At 73.4% G+C, this 26,985-nt stretch carries 25 protein-coding genes and 1 tRNA gene; 12 read left to right on the plus strand and 14 right to left on the minus strand.

Annotated elements, in window-relative coordinates; genetic code table 11:
* Positions 1-37: 37 nt before the first annotated feature.
* The 8 genes from D7193_RS30875 to D7193_RS30910 all read left to right on the plus strand — a co-directional run bounded on the left by D7193_RS30875 (position 38) and on the right by D7193_RS30910 (position 7,753).
* Positions 38-619 carry an AMIN-like domain-containing (lipo)protein gene (locus D7193_RS30875; RefSeq protein WP_120783199.1) on the plus strand — a complete coding sequence of 194 codons (582 nt, stop codon included), beginning with the start codon at positions 38-40 and terminating at the stop codon, positions 617-619.
* Positions 620-717: 98 nt separating this feature from the next.
* Positions 718-1,398 carry a response regulator transcription factor gene (locus D7193_RS30880; RefSeq protein ID WP_120783200.1) on the plus strand — a complete coding sequence of 227 codons (681 nt, stop codon included), beginning with the start codon at positions 718-720 and terminating at the stop codon, positions 1,396-1,398.
* 10 nt (positions 1,399-1,408) lie between these two features.
* On the plus strand, positions 1,409-2,845 hold the full coding sequence (locus D7193_RS30885; RefSeq protein WP_120783201.1) for a sensor histidine kinase: 1,437 nt from the start codon (positions 1,409-1,411) through the stop codon (positions 2,843-2,845).
* Entirely contained in the window at positions 2,842-3,750 is a 909-nt protein-coding gene (locus D7193_RS30890) for a Gmad2 immunoglobulin-like domain-containing protein (RefSeq protein WP_120783202.1), read from the plus strand. The genes D7193_RS30885 and D7193_RS30890 overlap by 4 nt, the downstream gene beginning before the upstream one ends.
* 233 nt (positions 3,751-3,983) lie before the next feature.
* Positions 3,984-5,474, plus strand: coding sequence for a DHA2 family efflux MFS transporter permease subunit (locus D7193_RS30895; RefSeq protein ID WP_120783203.1), 1,491 nt, complete (start codon positions 3,984-3,986; stop codon positions 5,472-5,474).
* Positions 5,475-5,668: 194 nt separating this feature from the next.
* A complete protein-coding gene (locus D7193_RS30900; protein WP_120783204.1) occupies positions 5,669-5,950 on the plus strand; it encodes an FmdB family zinc ribbon protein in 282 nt (93 codons plus the stop codon).
* An 89-nt stretch (positions 5,951-6,039) separates the two neighbouring features.
* On the plus strand, positions 6,040-7,293 hold the full coding sequence (gene fmdA, locus D7193_RS30905) for a formamidase (protein ID WP_120783205.1): 1,254 nt from the start codon (positions 6,040-6,042) through the stop codon (positions 7,291-7,293).
* 73 nt (positions 7,294-7,366) lie between these two features.
* The gene (locus tag D7193_RS30910; RefSeq protein ID WP_241563672.1) at positions 7,367-7,753 is read left to right on the plus strand and encodes a UBP-type zinc finger domain-containing protein; all 387 of its coding nucleotides are present in this window, start codon (positions 7,367-7,369) and stop codon (positions 7,751-7,753) included.
* Positions 7,754-7,765: 12 nt separating this feature from the next.
* Here D7193_RS30910 and D7193_RS30915 read toward each other — a convergent pair whose 3' ends face one another.
* From D7193_RS30915 to D7193_RS30925, 3 genes are all read right to left on the minus strand, one after another.
* On the minus strand, positions 7,766-8,965 hold the full coding sequence (locus D7193_RS30915; protein ID WP_120783207.1) for an RtcB family protein: 1,200 nt from the start codon (positions 8,963-8,965) through the stop codon (positions 7,766-7,768).
* A 49-nt stretch (positions 8,966-9,014) separates the two neighbouring features.
* A tRNA-Glu gene (locus tag D7193_RS30920) sits at positions 9,015-9,086 on the minus strand.
* A 316-nt stretch (positions 9,087-9,402) separates the two neighbouring features.
* Positions 9,403-9,828 (minus strand): VOC family protein, encoded by a 426-nt coding sequence (locus D7193_RS30925; RefSeq protein ID WP_120783208.1) that lies wholly within the window; start codon positions 9,826-9,828, stop codon positions 9,403-9,405.
* 89 nt (positions 9,829-9,917) lie between these two features.
* Here D7193_RS30925 and D7193_RS30930 point away from each other — a divergent pair, with 89 nt between their 5' ends.
* Positions 9,918-10,889, plus strand: coding sequence for a helix-turn-helix transcriptional regulator (locus D7193_RS30930; RefSeq protein ID WP_120783209.1), 972 nt, complete (start codon positions 9,918-9,920; stop codon positions 10,887-10,889).
* An 80-nt stretch (positions 10,890-10,969) separates the two neighbouring features.
* Complete coding sequence (locus D7193_RS30935) at positions 10,970-11,788, plus strand: alpha/beta hydrolase (protein ID WP_120783210.1); 819 nt, start codon at positions 10,970-10,972, stop codon at positions 11,786-11,788.
* A gap of 5 nt (positions 11,789-11,793) precedes the next feature.
* On the opposite strand, the gene D7193_RS30940 is transcribed toward D7193_RS30935, so the two are convergent.
* The 6 genes from D7193_RS30940 to D7193_RS30965 form a co-directional block, all read right to left on the minus strand.
* The gene (locus tag D7193_RS30940; protein ID WP_120783211.1) at positions 11,794-12,300 is read right to left on the minus strand and encodes a DinB family protein; all 507 of its coding nucleotides are present in this window, start codon (positions 12,298-12,300) and stop codon (positions 11,794-11,796) included.
* Between the two features lie 84 nt (positions 12,301-12,384).
* Positions 12,385-13,317 carry a M15 family metallopeptidase gene (locus D7193_RS30945; protein WP_338324149.1) on the minus strand — a complete coding sequence of 311 codons (933 nt, stop codon included), beginning with the start codon at positions 13,315-13,317 and terminating at the stop codon, positions 12,385-12,387.
* 54 nt (positions 13,318-13,371) lie between these two features.
* Complete coding sequence (locus D7193_RS30950; RefSeq protein WP_241563674.1) at positions 13,372-15,780, minus strand: beta-xylosidase/alpha-l-arabinosidase; 2,409 nt, start codon at positions 15,778-15,780, stop codon at positions 13,372-13,374.
* A gap of 93 nt (positions 15,781-15,873) precedes the next feature.
* Positions 15,874-16,740 (minus strand): carbohydrate ABC transporter permease, encoded by an 867-nt coding sequence (locus D7193_RS30955; protein WP_120783252.1) that lies wholly within the window; start codon positions 16,738-16,740, stop codon positions 15,874-15,876.
* Entirely contained in the window at positions 16,737-17,726 is a 990-nt protein-coding gene (locus D7193_RS30960) for a carbohydrate ABC transporter permease (RefSeq protein WP_120783212.1), read from the minus strand. The genes D7193_RS30955 and D7193_RS30960 overlap by 4 nt, the downstream gene beginning before the upstream one ends.
* Positions 17,723-19,030, minus strand: a complete 1,308-nt coding sequence (locus D7193_RS30965) for an ABC transporter substrate-binding protein (protein ID WP_120783213.1) — start codon at positions 19,028-19,030, stop codon at positions 17,723-17,725. Before D7193_RS30965 ends, D7193_RS30960 begins: the two co-directional genes overlap by 4 nt.
* A gap of 140 nt (positions 19,031-19,170) precedes the next feature.
* Here D7193_RS30965 and D7193_RS30970 point away from each other — a divergent pair, with 140 nt between their 5' ends.
* Entirely contained in the window at positions 19,171-20,220 is a 1,050-nt protein-coding gene (locus tag D7193_RS30970; protein ID WP_241563676.1) for a LacI family DNA-binding transcriptional regulator, read from the plus strand.
* Between the two features lie 177 nt (positions 20,221-20,397).
* Here the strand turns inward: D7193_RS30970 and D7193_RS30980 are convergent, their stop codons facing one another.
* The 4 genes from D7193_RS30980 to D7193_RS30995 all read right to left on the minus strand — a co-directional run bounded on the left by D7193_RS30980 (position 20,398) and on the right by D7193_RS30995 (position 23,863).
* Positions 20,398-21,276 carry an alpha/beta fold hydrolase gene (locus tag D7193_RS30980; protein ID WP_120783215.1) on the minus strand — a complete coding sequence of 293 codons (879 nt, stop codon included), beginning with the start codon at positions 21,274-21,276 and terminating at the stop codon, positions 20,398-20,400.
* A gap of 106 nt (positions 21,277-21,382) precedes the next feature.
* On the minus strand, positions 21,383-21,559 hold the full coding sequence (locus D7193_RS30985; RefSeq protein WP_241563678.1) for a hypothetical protein: 177 nt from the start codon (positions 21,557-21,559) through the stop codon (positions 21,383-21,385).
* Between the two features lie 201 nt (positions 21,560-21,760).
* On the minus strand, positions 21,761-23,008 hold the full coding sequence (locus D7193_RS30990; RefSeq protein WP_120783216.1) for a D-alanyl-D-alanine carboxypeptidase family protein: 1,248 nt from the start codon (positions 23,006-23,008) through the stop codon (positions 21,761-21,763).
* Positions 23,009-23,140: 132 nt separating this feature from the next.
* Positions 23,141-23,863, minus strand: coding sequence for a MerR family transcriptional regulator (locus D7193_RS30995; RefSeq protein WP_206612037.1), 723 nt, complete (start codon positions 23,861-23,863; stop codon positions 23,141-23,143).
* A gap of 174 nt (positions 23,864-24,037) precedes the next feature.
* Here D7193_RS30995 and D7193_RS31000 point away from each other — a divergent pair, with 174 nt between their 5' ends.
* Complete coding sequence (locus D7193_RS31000; protein ID WP_120783217.1) at positions 24,038-26,311, plus strand: ATP-binding cassette domain-containing protein; 2,274 nt, start codon at positions 24,038-24,040, stop codon at positions 26,309-26,311.
* A gap of 85 nt (positions 26,312-26,396) precedes the next feature.
* Here the strand turns inward: D7193_RS31000 and D7193_RS31005 are convergent, their stop codons facing one another.
* Positions 26,397-26,819: a protein-tyrosine phosphatase family protein gene (locus D7193_RS31005; RefSeq protein ID WP_120783218.1), complete on the minus strand. Its 423-nt coding sequence runs from the start codon at positions 26,817-26,819 to the stop codon at positions 26,397-26,399.
* Between the last annotated feature and the right edge of the window lie 166 nt (positions 26,820-26,985).

Below are 26,985 nucleotides of genomic sequence, written 5' to 3' on the forward strand. Positions count from 1 at the left end.
GCGGGGCCGTCGAGGAGCGACCCGACGGGAGACGACGATGAGGATCAGGAGCGCACTGGCGGCGCTGGCCGTCCTGCTGGCCGGGCTGGCGGCCGGCGCGGGGACCGGCACGGCGGCCACCACCACGCGGGCGGCGGCCACCGGGTCGCCGTACTGCGGGATCACCTGGGGCAGCGGCACGAAGGAGGCGGGCGCGTTCCGTACCGACCCGCTGGTCGAGGTCCGCACCGGCCGGCACGAGTGCTACGACCGGGTGGTGTTCGAGTTCGCCGGGCCGGTGAACGGCTACTCGGTCACCTACGGCGAGACGTGGACCGAGGGCGAGGGGCTGGCCCTGTCGCCGTACACCGCGGGCGACGCGCTGCTGCGGGTCTCCCTCCGGGCACCGGCGTACGACGGCGAGCACGCCGCCACGGTGCCGTACCGCGCCGGTGAACACGCGGCCACCGTGCTGCGGTACCGGACGCTGCGGGACGTGGTGTTCGGCGGCAGCTTCGAGGGCTACACCACGTTCGCGGTCGGCGTCCGCGCGCGCCTGCCGTTCCGGGTGTTCGTCCTCGACGGCCCCGGCGCGCACAGCCGGATCGTGCTCGACGTGGCCCACCAGTGGCAGCAGTGACACACCGCACGGACGAGGGTCCGGCACCGGCCGGACCCTCGTCACCGTCCGTTGCGCCGGGGTTCCGCCGCGTCGCGCGGCACTACGCTGGTGACGTCATGGACGGCCGCGTGCTGGTGGTCGAGGACGATGCCTCCATTCGGGAGGTCACCGCCCTCGGCCTGCGCCGGGCCGGGTTCCGGGTCGCCACCGCCGTCGACGGCCGGGAGGCGCTCGCGGTCTGGCGGGCGCAGCCGGTGGACCTCATCGTGCTCGACGTGATGCTGCCCGTCCTCGACGGTCTCGAGGTGTGCCGCGAGGTGCGACGCAGCAGCGCCGTGCCCATCCTCATGCTCACCGCCCGCACCGACACCATCGACGTGGTGGTGGGCCTCGAATGCGGCGCCGACGACTACCTGCGCAAGCCGTTCGACCTGCCGGAACTCGTGGCCCGGGTCCGCGCCGTGCTGCGCCGGGGCACCGCGCCCGCCGAGCGGGCCGTCCTCACCGTCGGCCCCCTGGAGATCGACCCGGGCAGCTTCGTGGCCCGCAAGGCCGGCCGGGACCTGCCGCTCACCACCACCGAGTTCCGCCTGCTGCTGGAACTGGCCCGCCGCCCCGGCCAGGTGTTCACCCGCGAACTGCTGCTGGACCGGGTGTGGAACCACACCTACCTCGGCGACTCCCGTCTCGTGGACGTGGCCGTGCAGCGGCTGCGCGCGAAGATCGAGGACGACCCCGCCCACCCCCGGCTGGTGCGCACCGTGCGCGGGGCCGGCTACAAGCTGTCGACCGCGTGAGCGTGGCGCGATGGCGGCGGACCGCGTGCCCCCGGGTCGGCTCCGACGCCGGCTCACCATCGCGTTCGTGCTCGTGGCCGGGGTGTCCGCCGGGGTCCTCGCCGGCGGGTCGTACCTGCTGCTGCGGGAGACCCGGCTGGACGCCTCGGTGCAGCAGGCCGCCGCGGATGCCCGCTACCAGCTCGTCCTCGCCGGGCAGTTCGCGCCGCTGACCGAGCAGCGCCGCGCCGAGCTGCTGCGCAGCTTCGAGGGCAGCGGCCGGCACGTGCTGCTGGCCGGCGACGAGGACGTACGGGCCTCCAACCCGGCGTTCGCGCCCGCGCTCGGCCCGGCGCTGCGGGCCACCGTGGCCGGCGGCCAGCTGGGGTACGAGCGGTCCGCGCCGTCGGCCGGGCCACGGCTGCTCGTGGTGGGCGGCCGGATCCCCGGGTCGACCAGCGAGCTGTACGTGGTCACCGTCGAGGAGGACCTGCTCGCCGACCTCGACCAGCTCCGCACCGCGCTGCTGGCCGGATGGGCGCTCGTGGTGCTCGCCGCCGCCGGGATCGGCCATCACCTGGCGCGGCGCACCCTGGAGCCGGTCGGCCGGGCGAGCCGGGCCGCCCGGGCCGTCGCCGAGGGGCTGCTCGCCACACGCCTCCCGGTACGCGGACGCGACGAGTTCAGCGACTGGGCCGCCTCGTTCAACGGGATGGCCGAGGCGCTCGGGGCGAAGATCGAGGCGCTGTCCCGGGCTCAGGCCCGGGAGCGGCGGTTCACCGCCGACGTCGCGCACGAACTGCGTACGCCGGTGACCGCCCTGGTGGCCGCGGCCTCGCTGCTGCGCGACCACACCGACCAGCTCCCCGCCGACGCCCGCCGAGTCGCCGAGCTGCTGGTGGCTGACGTGATCCGGCTGCGCCGGCTCGTCGAGGACCTCATGGAGATCTCGCGGCTGGACGCCGGGGAGGAGCCGCTCGCGCTGCGGCCGGTCGACCCGCTCGCCCTGCTGCACGCCCTCGTGGCGTCCCGTGGCTGGGCGGACCGGGTGAGCGTGGCTGGCGAGCCGGTGCCGTTGCGCACCGATCCGCGCCGGTTGGAGCGGGTGCTGGCCAACCTGGTGGGCAACGCCGTCGAGCACGGCGGCGGGGACGTCCGGGCCACCGTGGGCCGGGACGGCCCGGACGTGGTCTTCGACGTCACCGACCACGGGCCGGGAATTCCCGCGGCTCACCTGCCCCGGATCTTCGACCGCTTCTACAAGGTCGACGCGGCCCGCTCCGGGCCGGGCAGCGGGCTCGGCCTGGCCATCGCCCACGAGAACACCCGGCTGCTCGGCGGCCACCTCACCGTGCGCAGCGAGCCCGGCCTCGGCACCCGTTTCCGGCTCACGCTGCCCTCGGCAGGCCCGGCCACCGGCAGCGAACCGTACGAGCCGGCGGCGGCCCGGCGGGAGGAGACGCCATGAGACGACACCTGGCCGCGTTGCTCCTGGTCACCGCCGTACTGTCGGGCTGCGCCCCGCCACGGTCCGGCTCGCTGGGCCCGGCCCCCACGTCCGCGCCGACCGCCGCGGGTCCCGCCACGGCCTCCCCCACCACCGGCGGCGGCACCACGGCCGCCCCGCCGCCGGCCACCTCGGGGTCCCGCCCGGCGCCGGAGACGCCGCCCTCCACGGGTGCGCCGGTGCCGACCGGCACGGTCACCGTCGACCTGTGGTTCGTGCGGGACGGGCGGTTGACGCCCACCCGGCGCACCCGGCCGAGCACCCTGGCGACCTCGCGGCTGGCGCTGACCGAACTGGCCGCCGGCCCGACCCACGCCGAGGCGGCCACCGGGCTCACCACGCTCGTACCGGCCGGCAGCGAACCACTGGCCGTGGCCGGCGGCGTCGCCACCGTGAGGCTCGGCGCGACGGCCGGCGACGCGGCCACCGTGCGACTGCGTCAGGCCCAGGTGGTCTGGACGCTCACCCAGTTCCCCACCGTGCGACAGGTGCGCTTCGACCCGCCGGCCGGGGCGCCCGACGGCCCGGTCGGCCGCGCCGACTACGCCGACCTGCTGCCGCCAATCGTGGTCACCAGCCCGACCGTCGGCCAGCGGGTCAGCAGCCCGCTGACCGTCGCCGGGACCGCCGACGTGTTCGAGGCCACGGTGAGCCTGCGCGTCCTGGACGCGGGCGGCCGGGAGATCGCGACGACGTTCACCACGGCCAGCTGCGGCAGCGGTTGCCGGGGGGACTACCGCGCGGCGGTCACCTGGCGGGTCGGCCGCGAACAACCCGGCACGATCGAGGCGTACGAGGTGTCGGCGCGCGACGGCGCCCGGGTGAACGTGGTGCGGGTGCCCGTGACGCTCGTACCGGGCCGGTGACCCGCGCCACGGCCCCATGTCGGGACGGATCTCCCAAGCCGCTGCGCGGACCCGACCCGGGCCGTTAGCGTCGGACGCGAGGCCTTTTCACGGCGAGCCCGGCACGACGCCGGGTTCGGCGGCGGGCACACCGGCCCGACCGCCGGCGATGCAGGCCATCGTCCCCGCCGTCCCGCCCTGCCGTCCCGAGCACACGCAGCAGCCGGTACCGAGTCCGCACGGAAGGCTCCGCCATGCCCGGAACCACCTCGACCACGCCCGGTACCCCCGACGCCGGAGCGGCGGCCGGGGCCCACCCCCGGCGCTGGGCCGTCCTGGCCGTCATCGCGATCGCCCAGCTCATGGTGGTGCTGGACGCCACCATCGTGAACATCGCGCTCCCCCACGCCCAGGCCGACCTCGGCATCAGCGACGCCGACCGGCAGTGGGTGGTGACCGCGTACACGCTGGCCTTCGGCGGTCTGCTGCTGCTGGGAGGACGGATCGCCGACTACTGGGGCCGCAAGCGCGCGTTCCTCGTCGGCATGGTCGGCTTCGCGCTCGCCTCCGCCGTCGGCGGCCTCGCGGGCAGCGGCGAGATGCTCTTCGCCGCCCGCGCGTTGCAGGGCGCGTTCGGGGCGCTGCTCGCCCCGGCCTCGCTGGCGCTGCTCACCGTAATGTTCACCGAGACCCGCGAGCGGGCCCGGGCGTTCGCCGTCTACGGCGCGATCGCCGGTGGCGGCTCGGCCGTCGGCCTGCTCCTGGGCGGCGTGCTCACGCAGTACACGTCCTGGCGCTGGTGCCTGCTCGTGAACATCCCGGTCGCCGCCGTGGCGGTCATCGCCGCGCTCCCGCTGGTTCCGGAGAGCCGGGCCCACGGCGACACCCGGTACGACGTGCCGGGCGCCGTCGTGGTCACCGCCGGGCTGGTCTGCCTCGTGTACGGCTTCACGCAGGCCGCCGAGAACGGCTGGGACGCCGCGGGGACGCTCGCCCTCATCGGGGTCGGCGTGGCGCTGCTCGCCGCGTTCGTGCTGATAGAACTGCGGTCGAGCCATCCCCTGCTGCCGATGCGTATCCTGCTCGACCGCAACCGCGGCGGGGCGTACCTCACCTCCACGCTGATCGGCGCCGGCCTGTTCGGGGCGTTCCTCTTCCTGACCATCTACTTCCAGGTGGTGCTCCGGTACACGCCGCTGGAGGCGGGACTGGCCTCGCTGCCGGTGACCGCCGGCGTACTGATCTCCGCGGCCGGCGCCAGCCAGTTGCTGCCCCGGGTCGGCGCGAAGCCGCTCATGCTGACCGGCGCGGTGCTCGCGGTGGTCGGCATGGTGGTCCTCACCCAGGTGGACGTCGACACCTCGTTCGCCGCCCAGTTGCTGCCCGCCCAGATCGTCCTCGGCATGGGCCTCGGCTTCACGTTCGTACCGCTGTCGAGCCTCGCCCTGTACGGGGTGCCCGAGCACGACGCGGGCGCGGCGAGCGCCACGCTCAACGCCACCCAGCAGGTCGGTGGCTCGCTCGGAACGGCCCTGCTCAACACCATGTACACCAGCGCGGTCACCGGCTACCTGGCGTCCCGGGCACCCGGCCCGGCCACCCAGGTCAAGGCGCTCGTGCACGGCTACTCGGTGGCCTTCGCCTGGGGCGCCGGGCTGATCCTGCTCTCCGGCCTCGCCACCCTGGTGCTGATCCGGGTGCGCCGGCAGGACGTCCCGTCCGGGGGCGCGGTGCACATGGGTTGACCCGACTCACCTGACGGCGCGGCACCGTCCGTGTCCGCGGTGTGGTCGGCCCCGTCACCCGATCGGGCGTCCGCGCGACCGACCTCCGACGTTGGCCTGCGGAGCGCCCCGATGCGGCCGATTCTTGACCTGGCCGGCACGTCCGAGGTTCGCGCCGGCCGCAGGAAGACGGTGGCGGGGCACGAGGAGATCACGTGGCGACGTACGAGTACCGGTGTCCGCGTGACGGCGCCTTCGAGGTGCGGCTTCCGCTCGGCGAGGCCGGGGCGGCGACCCGCTGCCCCGACTGCCACGGCACGGCCGACCGGGTCTGGTCCGCGCCGTCGCTCGCGAGGACGCCCCGGGCGCTCGGCGCGGCGCTCGACCGGGCCGCGAGGAGCGCCGAGACACCCGAGGTGGTGTCGCGTGTCCCCGGGCGGCGACCCGCGGCGGCGGCGCCGGCGCATCCGGCGCACGCCCGGCTGCCACGCCTGTGACGCCACCGGCGGTCCGCTCGCACGGGGCTCCGCCGACGTAGACAGAAGACCACCCACCGTGGCCGACGGTGTGACGAAGGGAAGCGCAGATGCCCGAGGTCATCTTTGCCTTGGACTCGACCAAGAAGTTCACCGAGCAGGAGAAGATCGGCCACAACCGGTGGCACCCCGACATCCCGCCCGTGGCGACGGTGAAGCCGGGCGCCACCTTCCGGGTGCACTGCCGCGAGTGGTTCGACGGCGAGATCCACAACGACGACTCGGCGGACGACGTCCGCGACGCCCCGCTGTCCATCGTGCACGCCCTGAGCGGCCCGTTCGCCGTGCAGGGGGCGGAGCCGGGCGACCTGTTGATGGTCGACATCCTCGACGTCGGCCCGATCCCCCAGGAGGACTCCGGCCCGCTCGCCGGCCAGGGCTGGGGGTACACGGGCATCTTCGCCAAGCAGAACGGCGGCGGGTTCCTCACCGACCAGTTCCCCGACGCGTACAAGGCGATCTGGGACTTCAGCGGGCAGCGGGCCACCTCACGGCACGTCCCCGGGGTCTCCTTCACCGGCATGATCCACCCCGGTCTGATGGGCACCGCGCCGTCGGCCGACCTCCTGGACCGGTGGAACCGGCGGGAGAAGGCGCTCGCGGAGACCGACCCCGACCGGGTCCCGCCGCTGGCGCTGCCGCCGCTGCCGCAGGACGCGGTCCTCGGCACGCTCACCGGCTCCGACTACGAGCGGGCGGCGGCCGTGGCCGCGCGGACCGCGCCACCACGGGAGAACGGCGGCAACCAGGACATCAAGAACCTCACCAAGGGGTCGCGGGTGTTCTATCCGGTCTACGTACCGGGCGCCAACCTCTCCGTGGGCGACCTGCACTTCTCCCAGGGCGACGGGGAGATCACGTTCTGCGGCGCGATCGAGATGGGCGGCTTCGTCGACCTGCACGTCGACCTGATCAAGGACGGGATGCGCACGTACGGGGTCTCCGAGAACGTGATCTTCCTGCCCGGCAACGTCAACCCGCAGTACTCCCAGTGGCTGGCCTTCTCCGGGATCTCGGTGACCCTCGACGGGGAGCAGCGCTACCTGGACTCGCAGCTCGCCTTCCAGCGCGCCTGCCTGCACGCGATCGACTACCTCACGAAGTTCGGCTACAGCCCCGAGCAGGCGTACCTCATCCTGGGCGCGGCGCCGATCGAGGGCCGCTTCTCCGGGGTGGTGGACATCCCGAACTCCTGCGCGACCGTCTACCTCCCCACGGAGATGTTCGACTTCGACGTCCGGCCCTCGGCCGGCGGCCCGACGAAGATCAAGCAGGGGGTGACCGCGCCGAAGTCGACCTTCTGAGCGAGAGTGCCGGCCGGCACACCTACGGAGGCGGAGTGGGGGGTCGGCGCGGTCGCGTGCCAGACTGCGGACTGTGAGCGAACAGATGGGGCCCGAGCCGGAGCCGCGGGACGTGTCCGCGGCGATCGATCCCACCGTGCCGCCCAGCGGCCCGGGCTGCGTGGAGTGCGACGCCTCCGGCGGGTGGTGGTTCCACCTGCGCCGCTGCGCCGCGTGCGGCCACGTCGGCTGCTGCGACTCCTCGCCGAGCCAGCACGCGACCGCCCACGCCGCCGCCACCGGCCACCCCGTCATCCAGAGCTTCGAGCCTGGCGAGTCGTGGTTCTGGGACTACTCCAGCGACCAGTTCTACGCCGAGGGACCGGAGCTGGCCGCACCGGACTCGCATCCGGCCGACCAGCCCGCCCCCGGGCCGCAGGGCCGGGTGCCGCAGGACTGGAAGACCCACCTGCACCGCTGACGCAGGTCGCGCTCAGCCCTTCACGCAGACGACCTGCTTCAGGTGCGCGACCACCTCGACCAGGTCGTCCTGCTGCGCCATCACCTCGGTGATGTCCTTGTACGCGCCCGGGATCTCGTCCACCACCCCGGCGTCCTTGCGGCACTCCACACCCGCTGTCTGCGCCGCGAGGTCGGCGGTGCTGTACGTCCGCTTCGCCTGCGCCCGCGACATCCGCCGCCCCGCCCCGTGTGAGGCGGAGCAGTACGCGTCCGGGTTTCCCCGGCCACGCACGATGTACGAGCCGGTGCCCATCGATCCCGGGATGATGCCCAGGTCGCCCCGGCCGGCCCGGATCGCGCCCTTGCGGGTCACCAGCACGTCCACGCCCCCGTAGCTCTCCTCCGCCACGTAGTTGTGGTGGCAGGAGATCGGCTCGTCGTAGCCCACCTGCGGGAACCGCTCCCGCACCACCTCGCAGAGCACGGCCAGCATCACCGCCCGGTTACGCCGCGCGTACTCCTGCGCCCACCACAGGTCCCGGCGGTACGCGTCCATCTCCGGCGTGCCGGCGAGGAACACCGCGAGGTCCCGGTCGGGCAGGTCGGCGTTGTGCGGCAGCCGCCGGGCCACGGCCATGTGCCGCTCCGCCAGCTCCTTGCCGATGTTGCGCGAACCGGAGTGCAGCATGAGCCACACCCGCCCGTCGTCGGGGCCACCCTGCTCCAGGCAGACCTCGATGAAGTGGTTCCCGCCGCCGAGGGTGCCCAGCTGCCGCTGAGCCCGCACCTCCAGCTGCGCCACCGTCCGGTCGAGGTCGGCGAACCGGCGCCAGAAGTCGATCCAGCCGCCCTGCTCCAGGCCGCGTACCCGGCGCGGGTCGACGGCCTCCTTCCGCTGCGCGAAGCCGACCGGGATCGCCGCCTCGATCGCCGACCGCAGGCCAGCCAGGTCATCGGGCAGGTCAGCGGCGGTGAGCGTGGTGCGTACCGCCGACATGCCGCAGCCGATGTCCACCCCGACCGCCGCCGGCGACACGGCCTGCCGCATCGCGATCACCGAGCCGACCGTGGCGCCCTTGCCGAAGTGCACGTCCGGCATCACGGCCACGCCGTCCACCCAGGGCAGCGCGCCGATGTTACGCAGCTGCCGGGCGGCCTGCGGCTCGATGCCGTACGGGTCCGTCCAGACCCGGACCGGTGCCCGGGTACCGGCCAGCGGGGTGAAGCCCATCGTCGTCTCCTCGTGCGCGATATCTACGACGCTCCGTCGCGTCGTCGTGCAGGCCGTACGGGATTCGAACCCGTGACCTCCCGGGTGAGAACCGGGTGAGCTTCCGCTGCTCCAACGGCCCGAGCCCGGGCGGGCGACCCCCCGCCCCGCCCGGTGCCGGGGTCACGGACGAAAAAGCCGCCCGGACCCCGGCGGGGGTGGGCGGCTGCGCGTGCGCGCGGGCGCGTCAGTCGCGCCGCCTCCCCCGATGCCGGTCCCCCACGTACCGGCGCCGCCCCAGGGCTGGTTCGCCCGCGGGCACCCACGCGCCACGGCACGGCACGGGCCGCCCGGTGCGGGTCTCGGTGCGCTGCGACACGGCGTACTCCCTGGGTCCTCGGTCTGTTGACCTCGCGACGAGAACGGTATGCGGCCCGCCGAACGGCCGCAATGGATATTCATCCCCGCCGCATCGATTCCAGCATCTCCAGGTAGTGCGGATTGCGCATGACGCCGAGGATGTTGCCGAACGGGTCGACGACCGAGGCGGTCACGAAGTCCCCGGCGCCGCGTGGTGTGGGCGGCTGGTGCACGCGGGCGCCGGCCGCGAGCAGCGCCGCGTACGTGGCGTCGACGTCGTCCACGTGCCAGTACACGATCGCGCCTCCGGGGTCCGCCGGCGCTCCGGCCGGGGCGTACCGGCTGTCGATCAGGCCCAGCTCGTGCTGGTGGTCGCCGAGCCGGAACTCGCAGTACGCGGGCCGGCCCTCGGCGTCGCGTACCTCGTAGTAGGGCTCGGCGCCGAACAGGTCCGCGTACCAGGTCTTCGCGGCGGTCAGGTCGGCGGCCCAGAAACTCACGGTGGCCAGTCCTCGAAGCTGCATCGGTCTCTCCCCTCGTCGGTACCACTGCCCCCGACGCTACGGACCATTGCGGAACATCAGCTTCCGCAATGGCTGGCAGACTTGTCGGCATGTTGGAGACGTCCGTCCGGCTGCTGAAACTGCTGGCCCTCCTGCAGGACGGGCGGGACCGGGCCGGAGCGGATCTCGCCGACCGGCTCGGGGTCACCACCCGCACCGTCCGCAACGACGTCGAGCGGTTACGCGTCCTCGGCTACCGGGTCGACTCCCGGCCGGGCGCCGGCGGCGGCTACCGCCTCGGTGCCGGCTCCGCGCTGCCACCGCTGCTGCTCGACGACGACGAGGCGGTCGCCGTCGCGGTCGGCCTGCGCGCGGCCGCGGCCGGCTCGGTGGCGGGCATCGAGGAGACGTCCCTGCGCGCGCTGGCGAAACTGGAGCGCTCGCTGCCGTCCCGGCTACGGCACCGGGTCGACACGCTGCGGGCGGCCACGGTCTCCGCCGCCGCCGGCGGCCCCACCGTGGACGTCGCCACGCTGACCGCCGTCGCGGCGGCCATCCAGCGTCACGAGCGGCTGCGTTTCGACTACGTGGGGCACGACGGCGCCGGCAGCGTACGCAGCGTCGAGCCGCACCGGCTGGTGTACACCGGCCGGCGCTGGTACCTGCTCGGCTGGGACCCGGAACGCGCCGACTGGCGCACGTTCCGCGCCGACCGGATGACGCCGCGCGTGCCGACCGGCCCGCGCTTCACGCCCCGGGAGCCGCCCGGCGGCGACGCCGTCGCCCACGTGCTGCGCGGCGTCGGCTCCACGGCATGGCCGCACCCCGCGACGGTACGCCTGCACCTCCCGGCGACCGCCATGGCGCAGCGGATGCCGTCCACCGCCGGGCTGCTGGAGGCGGTCGACGAGCGGTCCTGCCTGCTGCACACCGGCGGCGAGTCGCTGGCCAACCTCGCCGCGTTCCTGGGCACCCTCGACGTGCCGTTCGAGGTGCTCGACCCGCCCGAGCTGCGCGACCTGCTGCGCCGGCTCGCCGCCCGGTACGCCGCCGCGGTCGGCGGCGTACCGCCGGCTCGCTGAGCCCCGGCCCGTCGGCCGCATCGGGCACGACGACCGCCCGCCCGGGCCGGCGCCCGACGCGGGGGCTACCGTCGACGACCGTGGCCCTGATGCGCGTGGACTTCTACTCGGAGGCGCTCACCCTCAGCACCTCGATGACGGTGATCCTGCCGCAGCGGACGTCGTCACAGATCGGGATGGCCGGCGGCGCGACCGCCGGCGACCCGCCGGTGCTCTACCTGCTGCACGGCCTCACCGACGACGACACGATCTGGCTGCGCCGCACGGCCATCGAACGGTACGTGGCGCCGCTCGGGCTCGCCGTCGTGATGCCCCAGGTCGGCCGCAGCTTCTACACCGACGAGACGCACGGCAACCGGTACTGGACGTTCCTCAGCGCCGAGCTGCCCGAGCTGTGCCGGTCGTTCTTCCGGCTGTCGGACCGCCGGGAGGACACCTTCGTGGCCGGCCTGTCGATGGGCGGCTACGGCGCCGTGAAGTGGGCGCTGCGCGAACCCGAACGGTTCGCCGCGGCGGCCAGCCTCTCCGGCGCGCTGGACCTCGCGCACCGGGCGCAGCACCGCGACCACCCGGTCGACCCCGCGGTCTGGCACACCGTCTTCGGCGACCGCGCGGTCGCAGGCACGGACGACGACACCGTGGCGCTGCTGGACCGGGCGTCCGGCGAAAACCGTCCCGCGCTCTACGTGGCCTGTGGCACCGAGGACTTCCTGTACGAGGACAACCTGCGCTTCGTGGCCGCCGCCCGCGAGCGGGGTGTGCCGCTCACCGTGGACTTCTCCCCCGGCGCCCACGACTGGGCGTACTGGGACGCGAAGATCCGGGACGTGCTCGCCTGGCTGCCGCTCCCAGCCGCGACGGCCGTCGCCGCCGATCCGGGAGCCGACGCCACCGGCTGACGCGCTCAGGCGCCGACGGTGCCGTCGATCGCCTCGCGGAGGAAGTCGGCGTGCCCGTTGTGCCGGGCGTACTCGTGGATCAGGTGCAGCATCACCAGCCGCAACGACACATCCTCGCCCCAGCGCGCGTTGTGGCCCGTGACGTCGAGCGACTCCGCCTCCCGCTCGATCCGCCGGGAGTGCTCCACCTCCCGCCGCCACGCCGCGAACGCCTCCGTCCGGGTCGCGGAGCGGGCGTCGTACGCCTCCTGGAAGTCGCCGGTGGACGACCACACGAGCGGCACGTCCTCTCCGCCGATGACCCGCCGGAACCAGGTGCGCTCCACCTCGGCCATGTGCCGGACCAGCCCCAGCAGGGACAGCGTCGACGGCGGCGACGACTGCTCGCGCAGTTGCTCGTCGGAGAGCCCGTCGCACTTCAGGGCGAGCGTCGCCCGGTGGTAGTCGAGGAAAGCCCGGAGCATCTCCCGCTCCCCGCCGGTCAGCGGTGGGCTGATCCGCTCCGTCGTCACTGTCGTCTCCCCTGCCGTGATGTCCGCCGCGCCACGTCACGCCGACGGTACGGCTGATCATGCCGTACGCGCGCGGCGCCCCGCTCACCCCACCGACGACCGGGCCACCGGCGCCTCGAAGTAGCGGTCCGGGTAGGGCTCCTTCGCGTAGCGGTAGTGCCACCACTCCCGGTCGTAGTTGACGAACCCGCCCTCGGTCATGAGCCGCCTGAGCAGCATCCGGTTGTCGCGCGCCGCGCCCGTGACGCGGGAGTCGGCGGTGTGCGCCAGGGTGTCGAAGCAGTCGAAGCCGGTGCCCATGTCGACGCTGTTGTCCGGGAAGCGTTGAGCGCGCGGCGCGGTGCACGACTGGAGCGGTTGCCCTGGCGCGTACGGGGGCTGGGTGGGGGCGGGCACGTCGACGAGGGTGAGGTCCAGGGTGCTGCCGCGGCTGTGCGCGGAGGGCACCCCGATGTACCCGTCGTCGAAGAGTCGCGACTTGGCCACCCGCGGATAGAACTCGGCCTTCATCTGCTGCTCGCCCGAACGCCGGGCCCAGGCGACGAAGTCGTTCACGGCCGGCACCGGGCGGTAGCAGTCGTACACCTTGAGGCTGTGTCCGCCGGCGAGCGCGGCGTCCTGCACGCGGCGCAGCGCCGCCGCCGCCTGCCGGGTGAGCAGGCAGAGCGGTTCCCGGTAACCGGCGATCGGACGGCCCACGAAGTTGTGGGGCGTGGCGTACCGGATGTCCTGGAGGATGCGCGGATCCGCGTCGGTGAGCACCACGAAGCCGGGCAGCCGCGCCGCCGGGCGGCTGCCCGACGGCGCGGCCGAGGCGGACGGCGTGGGTGAGGCGGACGGCGTGGGGCCGGCCGACGTCGGCGGGGGCGGCGTCGGCGCCGGCCGGGGCTCCGGCCGCGAACAGCCCGAGAACACCACGACGGCGGCCAGCAGGGCCGCGACGGCCCGTGCCGGGCCCGGGCCGCCGGGCGGCGCGCCGGACCTCACCGGAGCGCCCACCCGGCCTGAGCTACGCACCCGTCCTGTCTACCAGGCGCCGCCCTGCGACGACGCGATGCCCTCCGGTGCCGGTCAGGCCACGCGGCCGCTCGGCGCCCCCGGCTCGCCGGCACCCAGCGTGACGGTGAACTCGGGGTGCATCCGCCGGGTGTGGTCGACGTGCCGCGCCGGGCCGCGCAGCTCGACGGTGGCCACCAGGCGGGGATCGGTGCTGGACGCGGCGAGCCGCAGCTCCACCGCGCCGGGTTCGACCACGCGCCGCCCGTCCCGCCCGGTGAACGAGAAGAGGTCGGCCGGCGCGGTCACCTCGACCCGGCAGGAGGCGCCGGGGTCCAGCGGCACCCGTCGGTAGCCGACGAGCCGCTGCACCGGTTGCACCACCGAGGCCACCGGGTCGTGCGCGTAGAGCTGCACCACCTCGCTGCCCCACCGCTCGCCGGTGTTGCGCAGCGTGAAGGCCAGCCGCACCTCGCCGTCGGTCTGCGCCTCCGGCCGGTCGACGGTCAGTTCCGACCAGTCGAAACGGGTGTACGTGAGCCCGTGCCCGAACCCGTACGCCGGGGTGGGGTCGAGGTTCGAGACGTCGGTGGCCTGCCCGAGCCGGGCCGTGAGGTACGTGCCGGGTTGCCCGCCCGGCCGGCGGGGCACACTGACCGGCAGGCGTCCCTGCGGCTCGACCCGGCCGCTGAGCACACCGGCGATGGCCGGCGATCCCTCCTGGCCCGGGAAGAACGACTGGACGACGGCGGCCGCCTCGTCGACGGCCCGGCCCAGCGCGTACGGCCGGCCGGCGACCAGCGTCACCACCACCGGCGTGCCGGTGTCGAGCAACGCGTCGAGCAGGTGCTGCTGCACCCCGGGCAGCGCCAGCGACTCGACGTCACAGCCCTCCCCGCTGGTGCCGCGGCCGAACAGGCCGGCCCGGTCGCCGAGGGCGGCGATCACCACGTCCGCGTCGCGGGCCGCCTCGACCGCCGCCGCGAAACCGCCGGTGTCGGGCCCGTCCACGCTCGCGCCGGCCACGACCCGCACCTCGCTGCCGGGGAACTCGGCACGCAGCGCCTCGGCGAGGGTGGGCAGCCCGATCCCGACCGGCAACTCGGGGTGCCGGGACCCGACGTGCACGGGGAACGAGTAGCAGCCGAGGCCCGCGGTCGCGCTCTCGGCCTGCGGCCCGACCACCGCGATCCGCGGCGGGGCGGCCAGCGGCAGGGTGCCGTCGTTGCGCAGCAGGACGACGGCCTCCTCGGCCACCTGCCGGGCCAGGGCACGGTTCGCCGGCGCGTCGAGGTCGACGGAACCGCGCACCGCCTCCGGGTCGTCGAGGTCGACACCGCGCAGCGCCGGGGGCACCGGGTCCCATCCGGCGTCGAGCAGCCCGAGCTGGGCCTTCTGCAGCAGGACCCGGCGCACCGCCCGGTCGACCAGCGCCTCGGGCACCTCACCGGCGGCGAGCGCCGCCCGCAGCGGGGCGCCGAACGTCTTCACGGTGGGCAGTTCGACGTCGACGCCGGCCGCGAGGGCCGTGCCGGCGGCCTCGGCCCAGCTGCCGGCCACCCCGTGCAGGGCGTGCAGGAAGGCGATGGCGAAGTAGTCGGCCACCAGCGTGCCGGTGAACCCCCAGGTGTCGCGGAGCAACCCGGTGAGCAGCTCCTCGTCGGCCGCCGACGGCATCCCGTCGGTGTCGGTGTAGGCGTGCATGACCGACCGGGCGCCACCCTCGCGTACCGCCATCTCGAACGGCGGCAGGATCACGTCGGCCCGCTCGCGGGGGCCCATGCTGACCGGGGCGTGGTTGCGGCCGGCCCGGGAGGCGGAGTACCCGGCGAAGTGCTTGAGCGTGGCCACCACCCCCTCGGACTCCAGCCCCTGGACGTACGCGGTGGCGATCGTGCCGACCAGGTACGGGTCCTCCCCGACGGTCTCCTCGACCCGGCCCCAGCGGGCGTCGCGGACCACGTCGAGCACCGGCGCGAGCCCCTGGTGCACGCCGAGCCGGCGCATGTCGGCGCCGATGGCGGCGGCCATCCGCCGGACCAGCGGCGGGTCGAATGTCGCCCCCCAGGACAGCGGCACCGGGTACGCGGTGGCGCCCCACGTGGCGAAGCCGGCCAGGCACTCCTCGTGGGCCACCGCGGGAATGCCGAACCGGTTCGCGGCCACGATGCGCTGCTGGGTACGCAGCAGCGAGAGCGCGCCGAGCGCCGGGTCCACGGGCGCGGTGCCGAACGGCCGGGTCAGCTGGCCGAGGCCGGTCTCCAGGAGGGACTCCAGATCGACCGGCTCCTCCATCTCGTGCTGGTACGGCGCGACCTCGCCGCCGTCGGCGGAGGCGCCGACCCAGACGCCGTAGAGCTGGGCGACCTTCTCGGCCGGGGTCATCGCGGCGATCAGCGCGTCGACGCGCGTGTCGAGGTCGTACGAGGGGTCGTTCCAGATGGCGGTGGTCGAATCGATGTCCACGGTCACGTTGTCGGTCACTTTCCTCCGACGCCCATCGGCCCCAGGGCCCGTCGGGCGAACAGGTAGACGGTCATGCTGTGCCTCCCCTTCTCCGGCTCGTACCGGTGCCGCTCAGCCCTTCACCGCGCCCTGCAGTCCGCCGACGATCTGCTTCTCCGCCAGGGTGAAGAAGAGGAGGGCCGGCAGCATCGCCAGCGACGTGAAGGCGAGGATCCCGGCGGTGTCGGAGGTGTACTGGCTGGAGAAGTTCTGGACACCCAGCGGCAAGGTGTGCAGGTCCACGTCACCGAGGACGAGCAGTGGCAGGAGGAACGCGTTCCAGCTCGCCACGAACGCGAGGACCCCGACGGTGACGAGCGCGGGCCGCGACAGCGGCAGCATGATGCGCCAGAGGAACCCCAGCCGGCCGGCGCCGTCGATCGCCGCGGCGTCCTCCAGCTCGCGAGGGACGGCGGACAGGAAGGGCCGCAGGATCACGATCGTGAGCGGCAGCTGAAAGGCGACCTGCGGGAGGATCACCGCGTAGTAGGAGTTGATCAGGCTGAGGTCGCGCAGCATCAGGTAGAGCGGCAGGATCGCCGCACCGGCCGGAAAGAGCAGGCCGAGGGTGAAGAAGGTGTAGAGCGCCTCCCGCCCGCGGAAGGTGTACCGGGCGAGCACGAACGCCGCGCAGACGCCGAGCACCACGACGCCGGCCGTGGTACCGAGGGCGATCACCGCGCTGTTGAACGCCTGCCGCCAGAAGTCGCTCTGCGTCAGCACCCGCTGGTAGTTGTCCCACACCCACGGGTCAGGCAGGCCGGCCGGGTCCGCGATGATCTGGGGGGTGGTGCGGAAGCCGCCGACGATCACGTAGACCACCGGAACGATCGACACGGCCGCCACCGCGAGCGCCAGCGCGTACGTGAACGGTGTGCCCCAGGCGATCGGGCGGCGCGCGGAGGACGGGGACGGAACGGCGTTGGTGGCCACGGTCAGTTCGTCCTTCCGGTGATGGCGCCCTCGACGTCGCGGCGGAGAAGGAAGCGCTGGAACAGCACCGCCGCGATGAACGAGATGACGAACAGGATCACGGCGACCGCGTTGCCGTAACCCCACAGCCGCGCGAAGAAGCCGTTGTCCACCATGTAGGTCGCCATGGTTGCCGAGGCGCCGAGCGACCGTACGGCGGGCGCCGAGGTCACCCAGATGACGTCGAAGACCTGGAGCGAACCGATCATCGACAGGAACATCCAGATCCGGATCGTGGGGCCGAGCAGCGGCAGCGTGACGTGACGCTGGGTCTGCCACCAGCTCGCACCGTCGATGGCGGCGGCCTCGGTGAGCTCGTGCGGCACGTTCGACAGGCCGGCGAGCAGGAGGATGATGGCGAAGCCGACGTACTTCCAGGTGAGGACGAACAGCATCGTCCAGATCACGACGTCGAGGTCGGCGAGCCAGGCCTGCACCAGGCCGCCGAGGCCGATCTCCTTCAGCAGCGCGTCGACGGTGCCGCCGCCGGTCAGGAGCAGCTTCCACATGATGCCGACCGTGACCTCGGCGAGCACGTAGGGCACGAACACCAGCAGGCGGAACACGGCACGCCCGCGGAAGCGGCGGTTGAGCAGCAGGGCGACGGCCAGGGCGATGGGACCCTGCACGATCAGCGACCCGACCACGATGATGGCGTTGTTGCGCAGCGCGTCGAGGAAGATCGGGTCCTGGAAGGCCAGGACGTAGTTGTCGAAGCCGACGTACTCGGTCGGCGGCCCGACCCCGCGCCAGCGGAAGAGGCTGTAGTAGACCGCGAAGCCCATCGGGACCAGCACGAACATCACGTAGACGATGACCGCCGGCGTGGTGAGTCCGATGATCTCGTACCACTTGCGCCTGGTCTGCGCCGCGCGGATCGACGAGCGCCGGGCGGGCGGGAGGCCCGCCGGCGGCGCGGAGGCGCCGCCGGCGGGGTTCAGGGTGGAGGTCACTTCTTCGCGGCCGCCTTCATCGCCGAGACGACCTGTTCGGGGGTGCCGTTGCCGGCGAAGATCGCGACGATCGCGTCGTTCATCGCGTTGCCGACGGTGCTGCCGAAGGCGGTGTCCAGCCAGAGCTGCACGTAGGTCGCGCCGGCGGTCGCCTCCAGGATGGACTTGAGCGCCGGGTCCGTGATGCCGGCCTCCGCGCCCTTGGTGACGGGCAGGCCGGTGCCGGTCTCGGCGTAGCCCTTCTGCACCTCGGGGCTCACGAGGTACTTGAGGAACTCGACGCACTCGGCCGGGGCGTTCTTGGCGCAGGAGAACCCGTCGCCGCCGCCGAGCGCCGCCTTCGGGTCACCCGCGGAACCGGCGATCGCCGGTACGGGGAACCAGCCGAGGAACTTCTTGAGCGCCTCCGGGTCCTCGGCGGCGGTCTCCAGGGTGCCCCGGTTCCAGTCCCCCATGAGCTCCATGGCGGCCTTGCCGTTGGCCACCAGACCGTTCGCGCTGGTCGGGTCGTTCTGGCCCGGGGTGGCGATGAAGTTGGGCTGGAACGGGTTGGTGCCGATGAACGTCTTCAGGTCCTCGCCGGCCTTCACGAAGCACGGGTCGTCGAAGACGAGGTCGACGGACGCCTTCTTCAGGGTCTCGACCGAGCAGGCACGCAGCGCGAAGTTGTACCACCAGTGTGCGGCGGGCCACTTGTCACCGGCGCCCAGGGCGATCGGGACGACGTTGATCGCCTTCAGCTTGGTGACCGCGTCGTTGAGCTCGTCGAACGTGGTCGGGGGAGTCGTGATGCCCGCTCGCGCGAACATGTCCTTGTTGTACCAGATGCCCTCGATGCCCATCCGGAACGGCAGGCCGTACTGCTTGCCGTCCACCTGCCAGATCTCGGCCGCGCTGCCGATGTTCTCGACCTCGGTCTTGACCTGCTCGGTGATGTCCTTCAGGTAGTCGGCCTCCACCTGCTCGCGCATCTCGCCGCCGCCCCAGGCCTGGAAGATGTCCGGCGGGTCGCTGGTCAGGAGCGCGGCGGGGAGCCGGGTGCGCTGGAGTTGGTTGGTCTCGATCGCCTCGATCTGGATCGTGACGGTCGGGTGCAACGCGGAGAAGTCCTTGGCGACCTTCTCCCAGTAGGTCTTGCCGGGCCCGTCCTGCGAGGCGTTGTGCCACCAGGTCAGGGTCACCGGGTTCTTGTACAGCTCTTGCTCGCTCTGTGCCTCGCCGTCGCCGCCGTTACATCCGGCGACGAGGAGTGCGCTGGTCACAAACAGCGCCAGGACGGCGCCTGCGCGGCGCTTCATCGCCATCGACACGTCTCCTCGACTAGCGGTCGCGGTACTCGGCCTGCCGGGGAGTTTTACAGCCCCGTAACGCAGTGTCAATCGATATCGATAACGTTTTCGAAACTCCGATGACGGCCTGCCGGGGGCCCTCTATCATCGTCGGCGTGGCGTTTCCGCAGCGTGTCAAGATGTCGGACGTGGCCCGGACGGCCGGCGTCTCCGTGGCGACCGTGTCCAAGGTCGTGAATGGTCGGTACGGCGTGGCACAGGCGACCGTGGAACGCGTCCAGCAGGTCATCCACCAGCTCGGCTACGAGGCCAGCCTGGGGGCGCAGAGCCTGCGCAGTCACCGCACGAACGTGCTCGGCATCCTGGTGGCCGAGTTCGAGCCGTTCTCGACCGAACTGCTCAAGGGGGCGTCCCGGGAGGTCACCGGCACCGGGTACCAGCTGCTGGCCTACTCCGGCGGCGACGGCGACACGGCCATCGGCTGGGAGCGCCGGTCGCTGGCCCGCCTGTCCGGGACGCTCATCGACGGGGCCGTGATCGTCACGCCGACGGTGGTCGAGACCAAGCAGGGCTTCCACGTCGTGGCCGTCGACCCCCACACCGGCCCCTCCGGCCTGCCCACCGTCGACTCCGACAACTTCGCGGGCGCCATGCTCGCGGCCGACTACCTGCTGTCGCTCGGGCACCGCCGCATCGCGCACATCAGCGGACGCCCGGACCTCGAGTCGGCACGCCTGCGCGAGGCGGGATTCCGCCGGGCCATGGCCGACGCCGGTGTGACCGTGGACGAGCGGCTCGTCCGCGTCGGCGGGTTCCGGATCGAGAGCGCCGCCGCCACGGCCGCCGAACTGCTCGCGCTCCCTGACCGGCCGACGGCGATCTTCGCGGGCAACGACCTCTCCGCCATCTCCACAGTGGACGTCGCCCGGAGCATGGGTCTCCGGGTGCCCGACGACCTGTCCGTGATCGGCTTCGACAACGTTCCCGAGTCGGCGCTGGTCAACCCGCCGCTGACCACCATCGCGCAACCCCTGCAGCAGATGGGCGCCGAGGCGCTGCGGCTGCTCATCGACCTGATCGGTGGCGTCGAGCGCGACACGCACGTCCGGCTGCCCACCGAGCTGGTCGTCCGGGCGTCCTGCGCCCCGTGCCCTCCGCGGCAGCGGCGGCCGTTGTCCGCCCCCGCCGCGACGGGTGGCGCCTGAGCCGACTGGCCCTCCGCCGGCGGGCGGCGGTCAGCCGGCGGGCGGCGGTCAGCCGGCGGGCGGCGGTCAGCCGGCGGGCGGCGGTCAGCCGGCGGGCGGCGGTCAGCCGGCGGGCGGCGGTCAGCCGGCGGGCGGCGGTCAGCCGGCGGGCGGCGGTCAGCGGCGGGACCGCGGCGGTCAGCCGGCGGGGTGGACGCGGCGCAGGAAGTCCCCGGCCAGGGCCACGATCTCGTCGAGGTTCGTCTCCAGCGCCCAGTGCCCGCCGTCGAGCAGGTGCACCTCGGCGTCGGGCAGGTCGCGCAGGTAGGCGCGGGCCGCACCGGCCGGCATGTACCCGTCGTGCGGTCCCCAGACGACGAGGGTCGGTGGCCGGTGCTCGCGCAGGTAAGCCTGGATGCGCGGGAAGTCGGCCAGCGTGTTCGCCTGGTCGGTGACGAGCCCGACGATGATCTCCGGCCGGGGCGGCGTACGCAGCTGCGCCCAGGCGAGCGTCCACAGGTCCGGGCTCACCCGGTCGACCAGCCGCTCCGGCAGCTCCCCGACGAACTCGTCGCGGAAGCCCGCCTCGCTCACGGTGGCGGCCAGCTCCGCGCGGCCCTGCGGCGTCGGGTCCGCCCAGTACCGCCGCAGCGGCGCGTACTTCGGGCCGAACTGGTCGGCGTACACGTCGCCGTTCTGCACGATCAGCGCGGCGACCCGGTCGGGGGCCGACATGGCCAGCCGGAACCCGTGCTGCGAACCGTAGTCGTGCAGGTAGATGGCGTACCGCCGGAGGTCGAGCGTATCCACGAAACGACGCAGGAACCGCCCGTAGCCGGCGAAGGTGTAGTCGAAGTCGGCCGGGTCGGGCGTGGCGCTGTAGCCGAAGCCCGGCAGGTCCGGTGCGACGAGCCGCCACCGGTCACCGAGGGCGGCCATCAGGTTCCGGAACTGGAACGACGAGCACGGGTAGCCGTGCGGCAGCAGCACGACCGGCGCCTGCGCCGGCCCGGCCTCGCGGTAGAAGACGTCGACGCCGTCCACCGCGACCCGTCGGTGCCGCACCGGTGCCGCCATGGTCCCACCTCCTCGCCGTGACGAGGGTGATCCCCGCTTCCGCGCGGGTCATGCGACCTCGACCGCGGCGCGGTGGGAGATCCCGCCGATCTCCCACCGCCCGCCGTCAGTGGTGGTGCCGAAGGGCCCTGTGGATCCGGACCGGCAGGGCGGGAGCGCCGTCGACCGGGGCCGGGTCGTCCGCGGTGGGTGCCACTCCCCCGGCGGCGATCCGGTCGAGGGTGGCCAGCCCGGCGGCGTCCACGGACCCGAAGATCGGGTCGCCGCACTGCAACACGCTCAACGTGGGGTACGCGGTGAGGCGATCGGGTTTCCTCCTGGGACTCGTGGTACCGGAGCGACCAGAGTCTATGGATCCCGTCGGCGCTTGTCGATGCGTACGGCAGTGCGAGATCGTGCTCGATCCTGGAAGTAGTGCCCTCGCGGCGGTCCGGAGGCCCCTGTTTCCACGATCGAGCGTGATCACGTTCCGGAACCAGCCGGGTCAGGGCCGGCCGCGGCGGCTGGACCGGCGGCGCAGGAGCAGCCCGGCCAGCAGCAGGACGCCCGCCCCGGCCGCCGCCGCCCCCACCGTCCAGGGGCGGGTCACCCGGTCGGCGGCGGGACGGCTCGCCGTGGCCGGCCGCGCCTCGTCGGAGGCCTCCGGCGGAGACGGGCTGGCCGTCGGAGTGGCCGTCAGCTCCCCCGGCTCGACGAGGCGGCCGACGCTGGCCGAGCGGGGCAGCGAGAAGCCCCAGTCCAGCAGCGCGGCCCCCTGCTCCCAGCCTCGCATCGGCTGCGGCTCGGCCCCGAGCAGTGTGGCCACCAGCCGCCGGCCACCCCGTTCCGCCGCGCCCACGTACGTGTGCCGCGCCAGGTCGGTGAAGCCGGTCTTGCCGCCCAGCGCGCCCGGATAGCGGTAGATGAGCTGGTTCTCGTTCTGGATCTGGAAGCCCTTGGTCTTCCGGCCCGGCTGGGCGGGGATCTGGGTCGCCTCGGTCAGCGCGTACCGGCGGAAGGTGGGATCGGCGAAGCAGCCCCGGGCGATCAGCGCCAGGTCGTACGCGCTCGTGAACTGCCCCGGCCCGTCGAGGCCGGACGGCGTGACGGCGTGCGTCTGCAGCGCGCCGAGCCGGTGGGCGTACTCGTTCATGGCGCGGACCCCTCCGGCCGCGCCGTCGGCGCCACCACCGAGCCGGGCCAGCACATTGGCCGCCTCGTTGCCGGAGTTGAGCAGCAGCCCGAGCCAGACCGTCTCGACGGTGTACCGGCCGCCCTCCACCAGGCCGACGGCCGACGAGCCCGGCTCGATGTCCATGTCCTCGGCGGTGACCGTGACGACCTGCTTCGGGTCCAGCCGGGGAAGCATGGTGGCGGCCAGCAGCAGCTTCTGCACGCTCGCCGGGGTGCCGGGCTCGTGCGGGCCGCAGCCGCCGAGCACCTGTCCCGTGTCCAGGTCGGCGACGATCCACGAGGTGGCCGTGATCCCGGGCGGCGCGGGCACGCCGGGCGGTATCACGAGACCAGGGGTGGCCAGGTCGGGGCCGCCCACTGTCCGTTCCTCCGGCCCCACGGGCGGCGGTGACGGACGTGGTGGTCGGGAGACCTTCGGGGCCGCCACCCGCGGGCACGGCACGGTCGCCGCGCCCGTCCGGGCCGTACGCCCCGGGCCGGACGCCGCCGACGCCGGGACCGCGGCGCCCGTCGCGAGCAGGACGGCGGCCGCCGTCGCGGCCAGCAGCCGATCTCTCATTCCCCGCACCCTAGTCGGGGCCGGAAGCGCCCCGGGCACGGACGCCGGCGCCCTCCCCGACCCGGCTGACCGTCGGCCCGTCGTCCACCACCTCGACCTGCTCGCGCTGCGCTGACGGCCCGTCCCGCTCGGTCAGTCGAGCGACTCGCGGTGGCGCAGGTAGTCGTGGAGGGCCGCGGAGGCCCGTAGCCGGCGCAGGCTACGCCGGTGCAGGTCCTGCTCGCGGCGGGCCAGCTCAGCCCGGACCCGCTGCGGGCTGCCGGTGGTGCGCAGCTCGGCGAGCACCGCGGCGATGATGTCGAACGGGTACGCACCGCGGCGCAGCAGCGCCACCACCTGCGCGGCCCGTTGCTCGGCCTCGTCGTACACGCGGTAGCCGGTGCCGCGTGCCCGCTCCGGCCTCAGCAGCCCGCGCGCCTCCCAGATCCGCAGCTGGGACGTGCGGACACCGACCAGGCGCGCGACCTCCCCGATCCGGGCCGGGCGACGCGGCGCCGGCCCGGCCGCGGCCGGGCTCGCGACCACGGTCTCGAAGGCGCCGAGTGCCCGCTGGATGTCGGCGCGTTCACGGTCCAGTTCGGCGTGGCCGCCGTCGAGCGCCGCCAGCGCCGCCGGCAGGTCGCCGCGGTGCACCGCGGCCATGATCTCGCGGGTACGTACCCAGCCGTGTCCCTCGGCCATCCGCCGCGCCACGGCCAGCGCCCGGGCGTGCTCGGTCGTGAAGATCCGGTAGCCGCTGTCCGTGCGGCGCACCGGAGGGAGCACGCCGAGGTCCACGTAGTTGCGGACCTGCTGCACCGACATCCCCGCGGTCGCCGCGAGGTCGACCGCGCGCAGCCGCTCACCCGTTGCCACGACGACCACCGTACCGGTTGACACGTCGTTTGAGACTTTCCCGCCCCTTTCCCCCGCTGCCTCGCTTCCATTTTCGCGAAACACTCCATAGGGACGTGAATGGGAGAATTGAAGGTGTCAGACCTCGGTGCCAGGGTGGGCGTACGCCTGCCCACGATCTCGCGAAGGGTTCGCATGTCGCAGCCAGCACGGTCCGCCGCCGACAGTCACGACATGATCGAGGTACGGGGGGCCCGGGAGAACAACCTCGCCTCCGTCTCGGTCGACATCCCCAAGCGCCGGCTCACCGTCTTCACCGGTGTCTCCGGCTCGGGGAAGTCGTCACTGGTCTTCGGCACCATCGCCGCCGAGTCGCAGCGCCTCATCAACGAGACCTACAGTGCGTTCCTCCAGTCCTTCATGCCGAGCCTCAACCGGCCCGACGTGGACTCGCTGCGCAACCTGAGCGCCGCCATCGTGGTCGACCAGGAGCGGATGGGCGTCAACTCCCGCTCCACCGTGGGCACCGCCACCGACGCGTACGCCATGCTGCGGATCGTGTTCAGCCGGCTCGGCACCCCGTACGTGGGCGGTGCGGGAGCATTCAGCTTCAACCTCGCCGAGGGCATGTGCCCGACGTGCGAAGGGCTGGGCAGGGTGTCCGACCTCGACGTGCACGAGCTGGTCGACGTCGAACGCTCCCTCAACGACGGCGCCATCAAGGTGCCCAACTTCGCCGTCGACTCCTGGTACTGGCAGACCATCGTCGGGTCCGGCCTGTTCGACCCGGCCGCCAAACTGCAGGACTACACACCCCAGCAGTGGGAGGACTTCCTCCACAAGCCGGCCACGAAGATCAAGATGGGCAGCAACAACTGGACGTACGAGGGCCTCGCGGTGAAGGTCCGGCGGCTGTTCCTCGCCAAGGACCGGGAGTCGATGCAGCCGCACATCCGAGCGTTCGTCGACCGGGCCGTCACGTTCACCACCTGCGCGGCCTGCGGCGGCACCCGCCTCAACGAGGCCGCCCTCTCCTCGCGGATCGACGGCCGGACGATCGCCGAGTGCTCCGCCATGCAGATCAGTGACCTCGCCGCGTTCGTCCGCGGCATCGAGGACCCCTCGGTGGCGCCACTGATCGGCAACCTGCGCGACCTGCTCGACTCACTCGTCGAGATCGGCCTCGGCTACCTCAGCCTCGACCGCGAGAGCGCTTCGCTCTCCGGCGGTGAGGCGCAGCGGGTGAAGATGGTCCGGCACCTCGGCTCCAGCCTCTCCGACATCACGTACGTCTTCGACGAACCCACGGTCGGCCTGCATCCGCACGACATCGCCCGGATGAACGGCCTGCTGCTGCGCCTGCGCGACAAGGGCAACACGGTGCTGGTGGTCGAGCACAAGCCGGAGACCATCGCCATCGCCGACCACGTGGTCGACCTCGGGCCGGGCGCCGGGGCGGCCGGCGGGCGTGTCTGCTACACGGGAGACGTCCCCGGCCTGCGCCGCTCCGGCACCCTCACCGGCCGGCACCTCGACCACCGGGTCGCCCTCCGCTCCGCGGTACGCACACCGGCCGGCCACCTGCCCATCCGCAACGCCGACCTGCACAACCTGCGCGACGTGAGCGTCGACATCCCGCTCGGCGTGCTGACCGTGGTCACCGGCGTCGCCGGCTCGGGCAAGAGCTCACTGATCCACAGCTCCCTGCGCCGGCGCGACGGGGTGGTGATCGTGGACCAGTCCGCCATCCGCGGCTCGCGGCGCAGCAACCCGGCCACCTACAGCGGGCTGCTCGACCCGATCCGGGCGGCCTTCGCGAAGGCCAACGGGGTGAAGCCGGCCCTGTTCAGCGCCAACTCCGAGGGCGCCTGCCCGGCCTGCAAGGGGATCGGCCTGATCTACACCGACCTGGCCATGATGGCCGGCGTGGCCACCGTCTGCGAAAAGTGCGAGGGGCGGCGCTTCACCCCGGAGGTGCTGCGCTACACGCTGCGCGGGAAGAACATCAGCGAGGTGCTCGCCATGTCGGTCACCGAGGCGTACGAGTTCTTCCCCGGCGGGCCCGCCCACGTGATCCTCGGCCGGCTGTCCGACGTCGGGCTGGGCTACCTGAGCCTCGGCCAGCCGCTCACCACACTCTCCGGCGGGGAACGGCAGCGGCTCAAGCTCGCCATCCACATGGCCGATAAGACCAGCACGTACGTCCTGGACGAGCCGACCACCGGCCTGCACCTCGCCGACGTCGACCAACTGCTCGCGCTGCTCGACCGCCTCGTCGACTCCGGCAACACGGTGATCGTCATCGAGCACCACCAGGCGGTGATGGCACACGCCGACTGGCTGATCGACCTCGGGCCCGGCGCCGGGCACGACGGCGGTCAGGTCGTCTTCACCGGTACGCCGTCCGAGCTGGTCGCGCGCGGCGACACCCTCACCGCGCGGCACCTGCGCGAGTACGTCGGCGGCTGACCACCGCCGGCAGCCGGGCCGGTCCCGCGGGCGGGTGACGTCTCGCGGGCCGGCTGGCGCTGCCCTGCCGATCGGGTGAGGCGGGTCAGACCGGCAGGCGCCGCAGCCACCACCGCTGCCAGGGCGTCTCCACGGCGCGCGGCCGGTAGCTGGAGCGCACCCAGCTGACCGCCCGCTCGGCGGGCATCCCGTCGAGCACGGCGAGAGCGGCCAGCGCCGTCCCGGTCCGGCCCTGCCCGCCACGGCACGCCACCTCGACCCGCTCGCCGGCCCGCGCCCGTTGCAGGGCCTCGCGGAGGGCGTCCAGCGCGTCGTCGCGGTCCACGGGGACCCAGAAGTCCGGCCACCGGATCCGCCGGTGCGGCCAGGTTGGCTCCGGGCCGGGCGCCAGCAACAGTGCGAAGTCGGCCGGAGACGACGCATCAGCGATCCGTCGACCCCGTACCGTCGCGCCGCTCGGAAGGACGACCACACCAGGCTGCTCCGCCCAGGACGACTCCGCGCTCATCCCGGCATTCTGCCGGTGCGGGCCCTTGTCTGTCCGGCCCCTTGTCTGTCCGGCCGCTCCGGCTTCCACACAAACAGCGCCGCCCCCGGCCGGGTGGCCGGGGGCGGCGCTGGGGTGTCGGTGTGCAGGTCGCCTCTCGGCGAGTGGCGCGACGCGGCTCCAGCCG

Source organism: Micromonospora costi, from assembly GCF_003626655.1.
GTDB classification, from domain to species: Bacteria; Actinomycetota; Actinomycetes; order Mycobacteriales; family Micromonosporaceae; genus Micromonospora; species Micromonospora costi.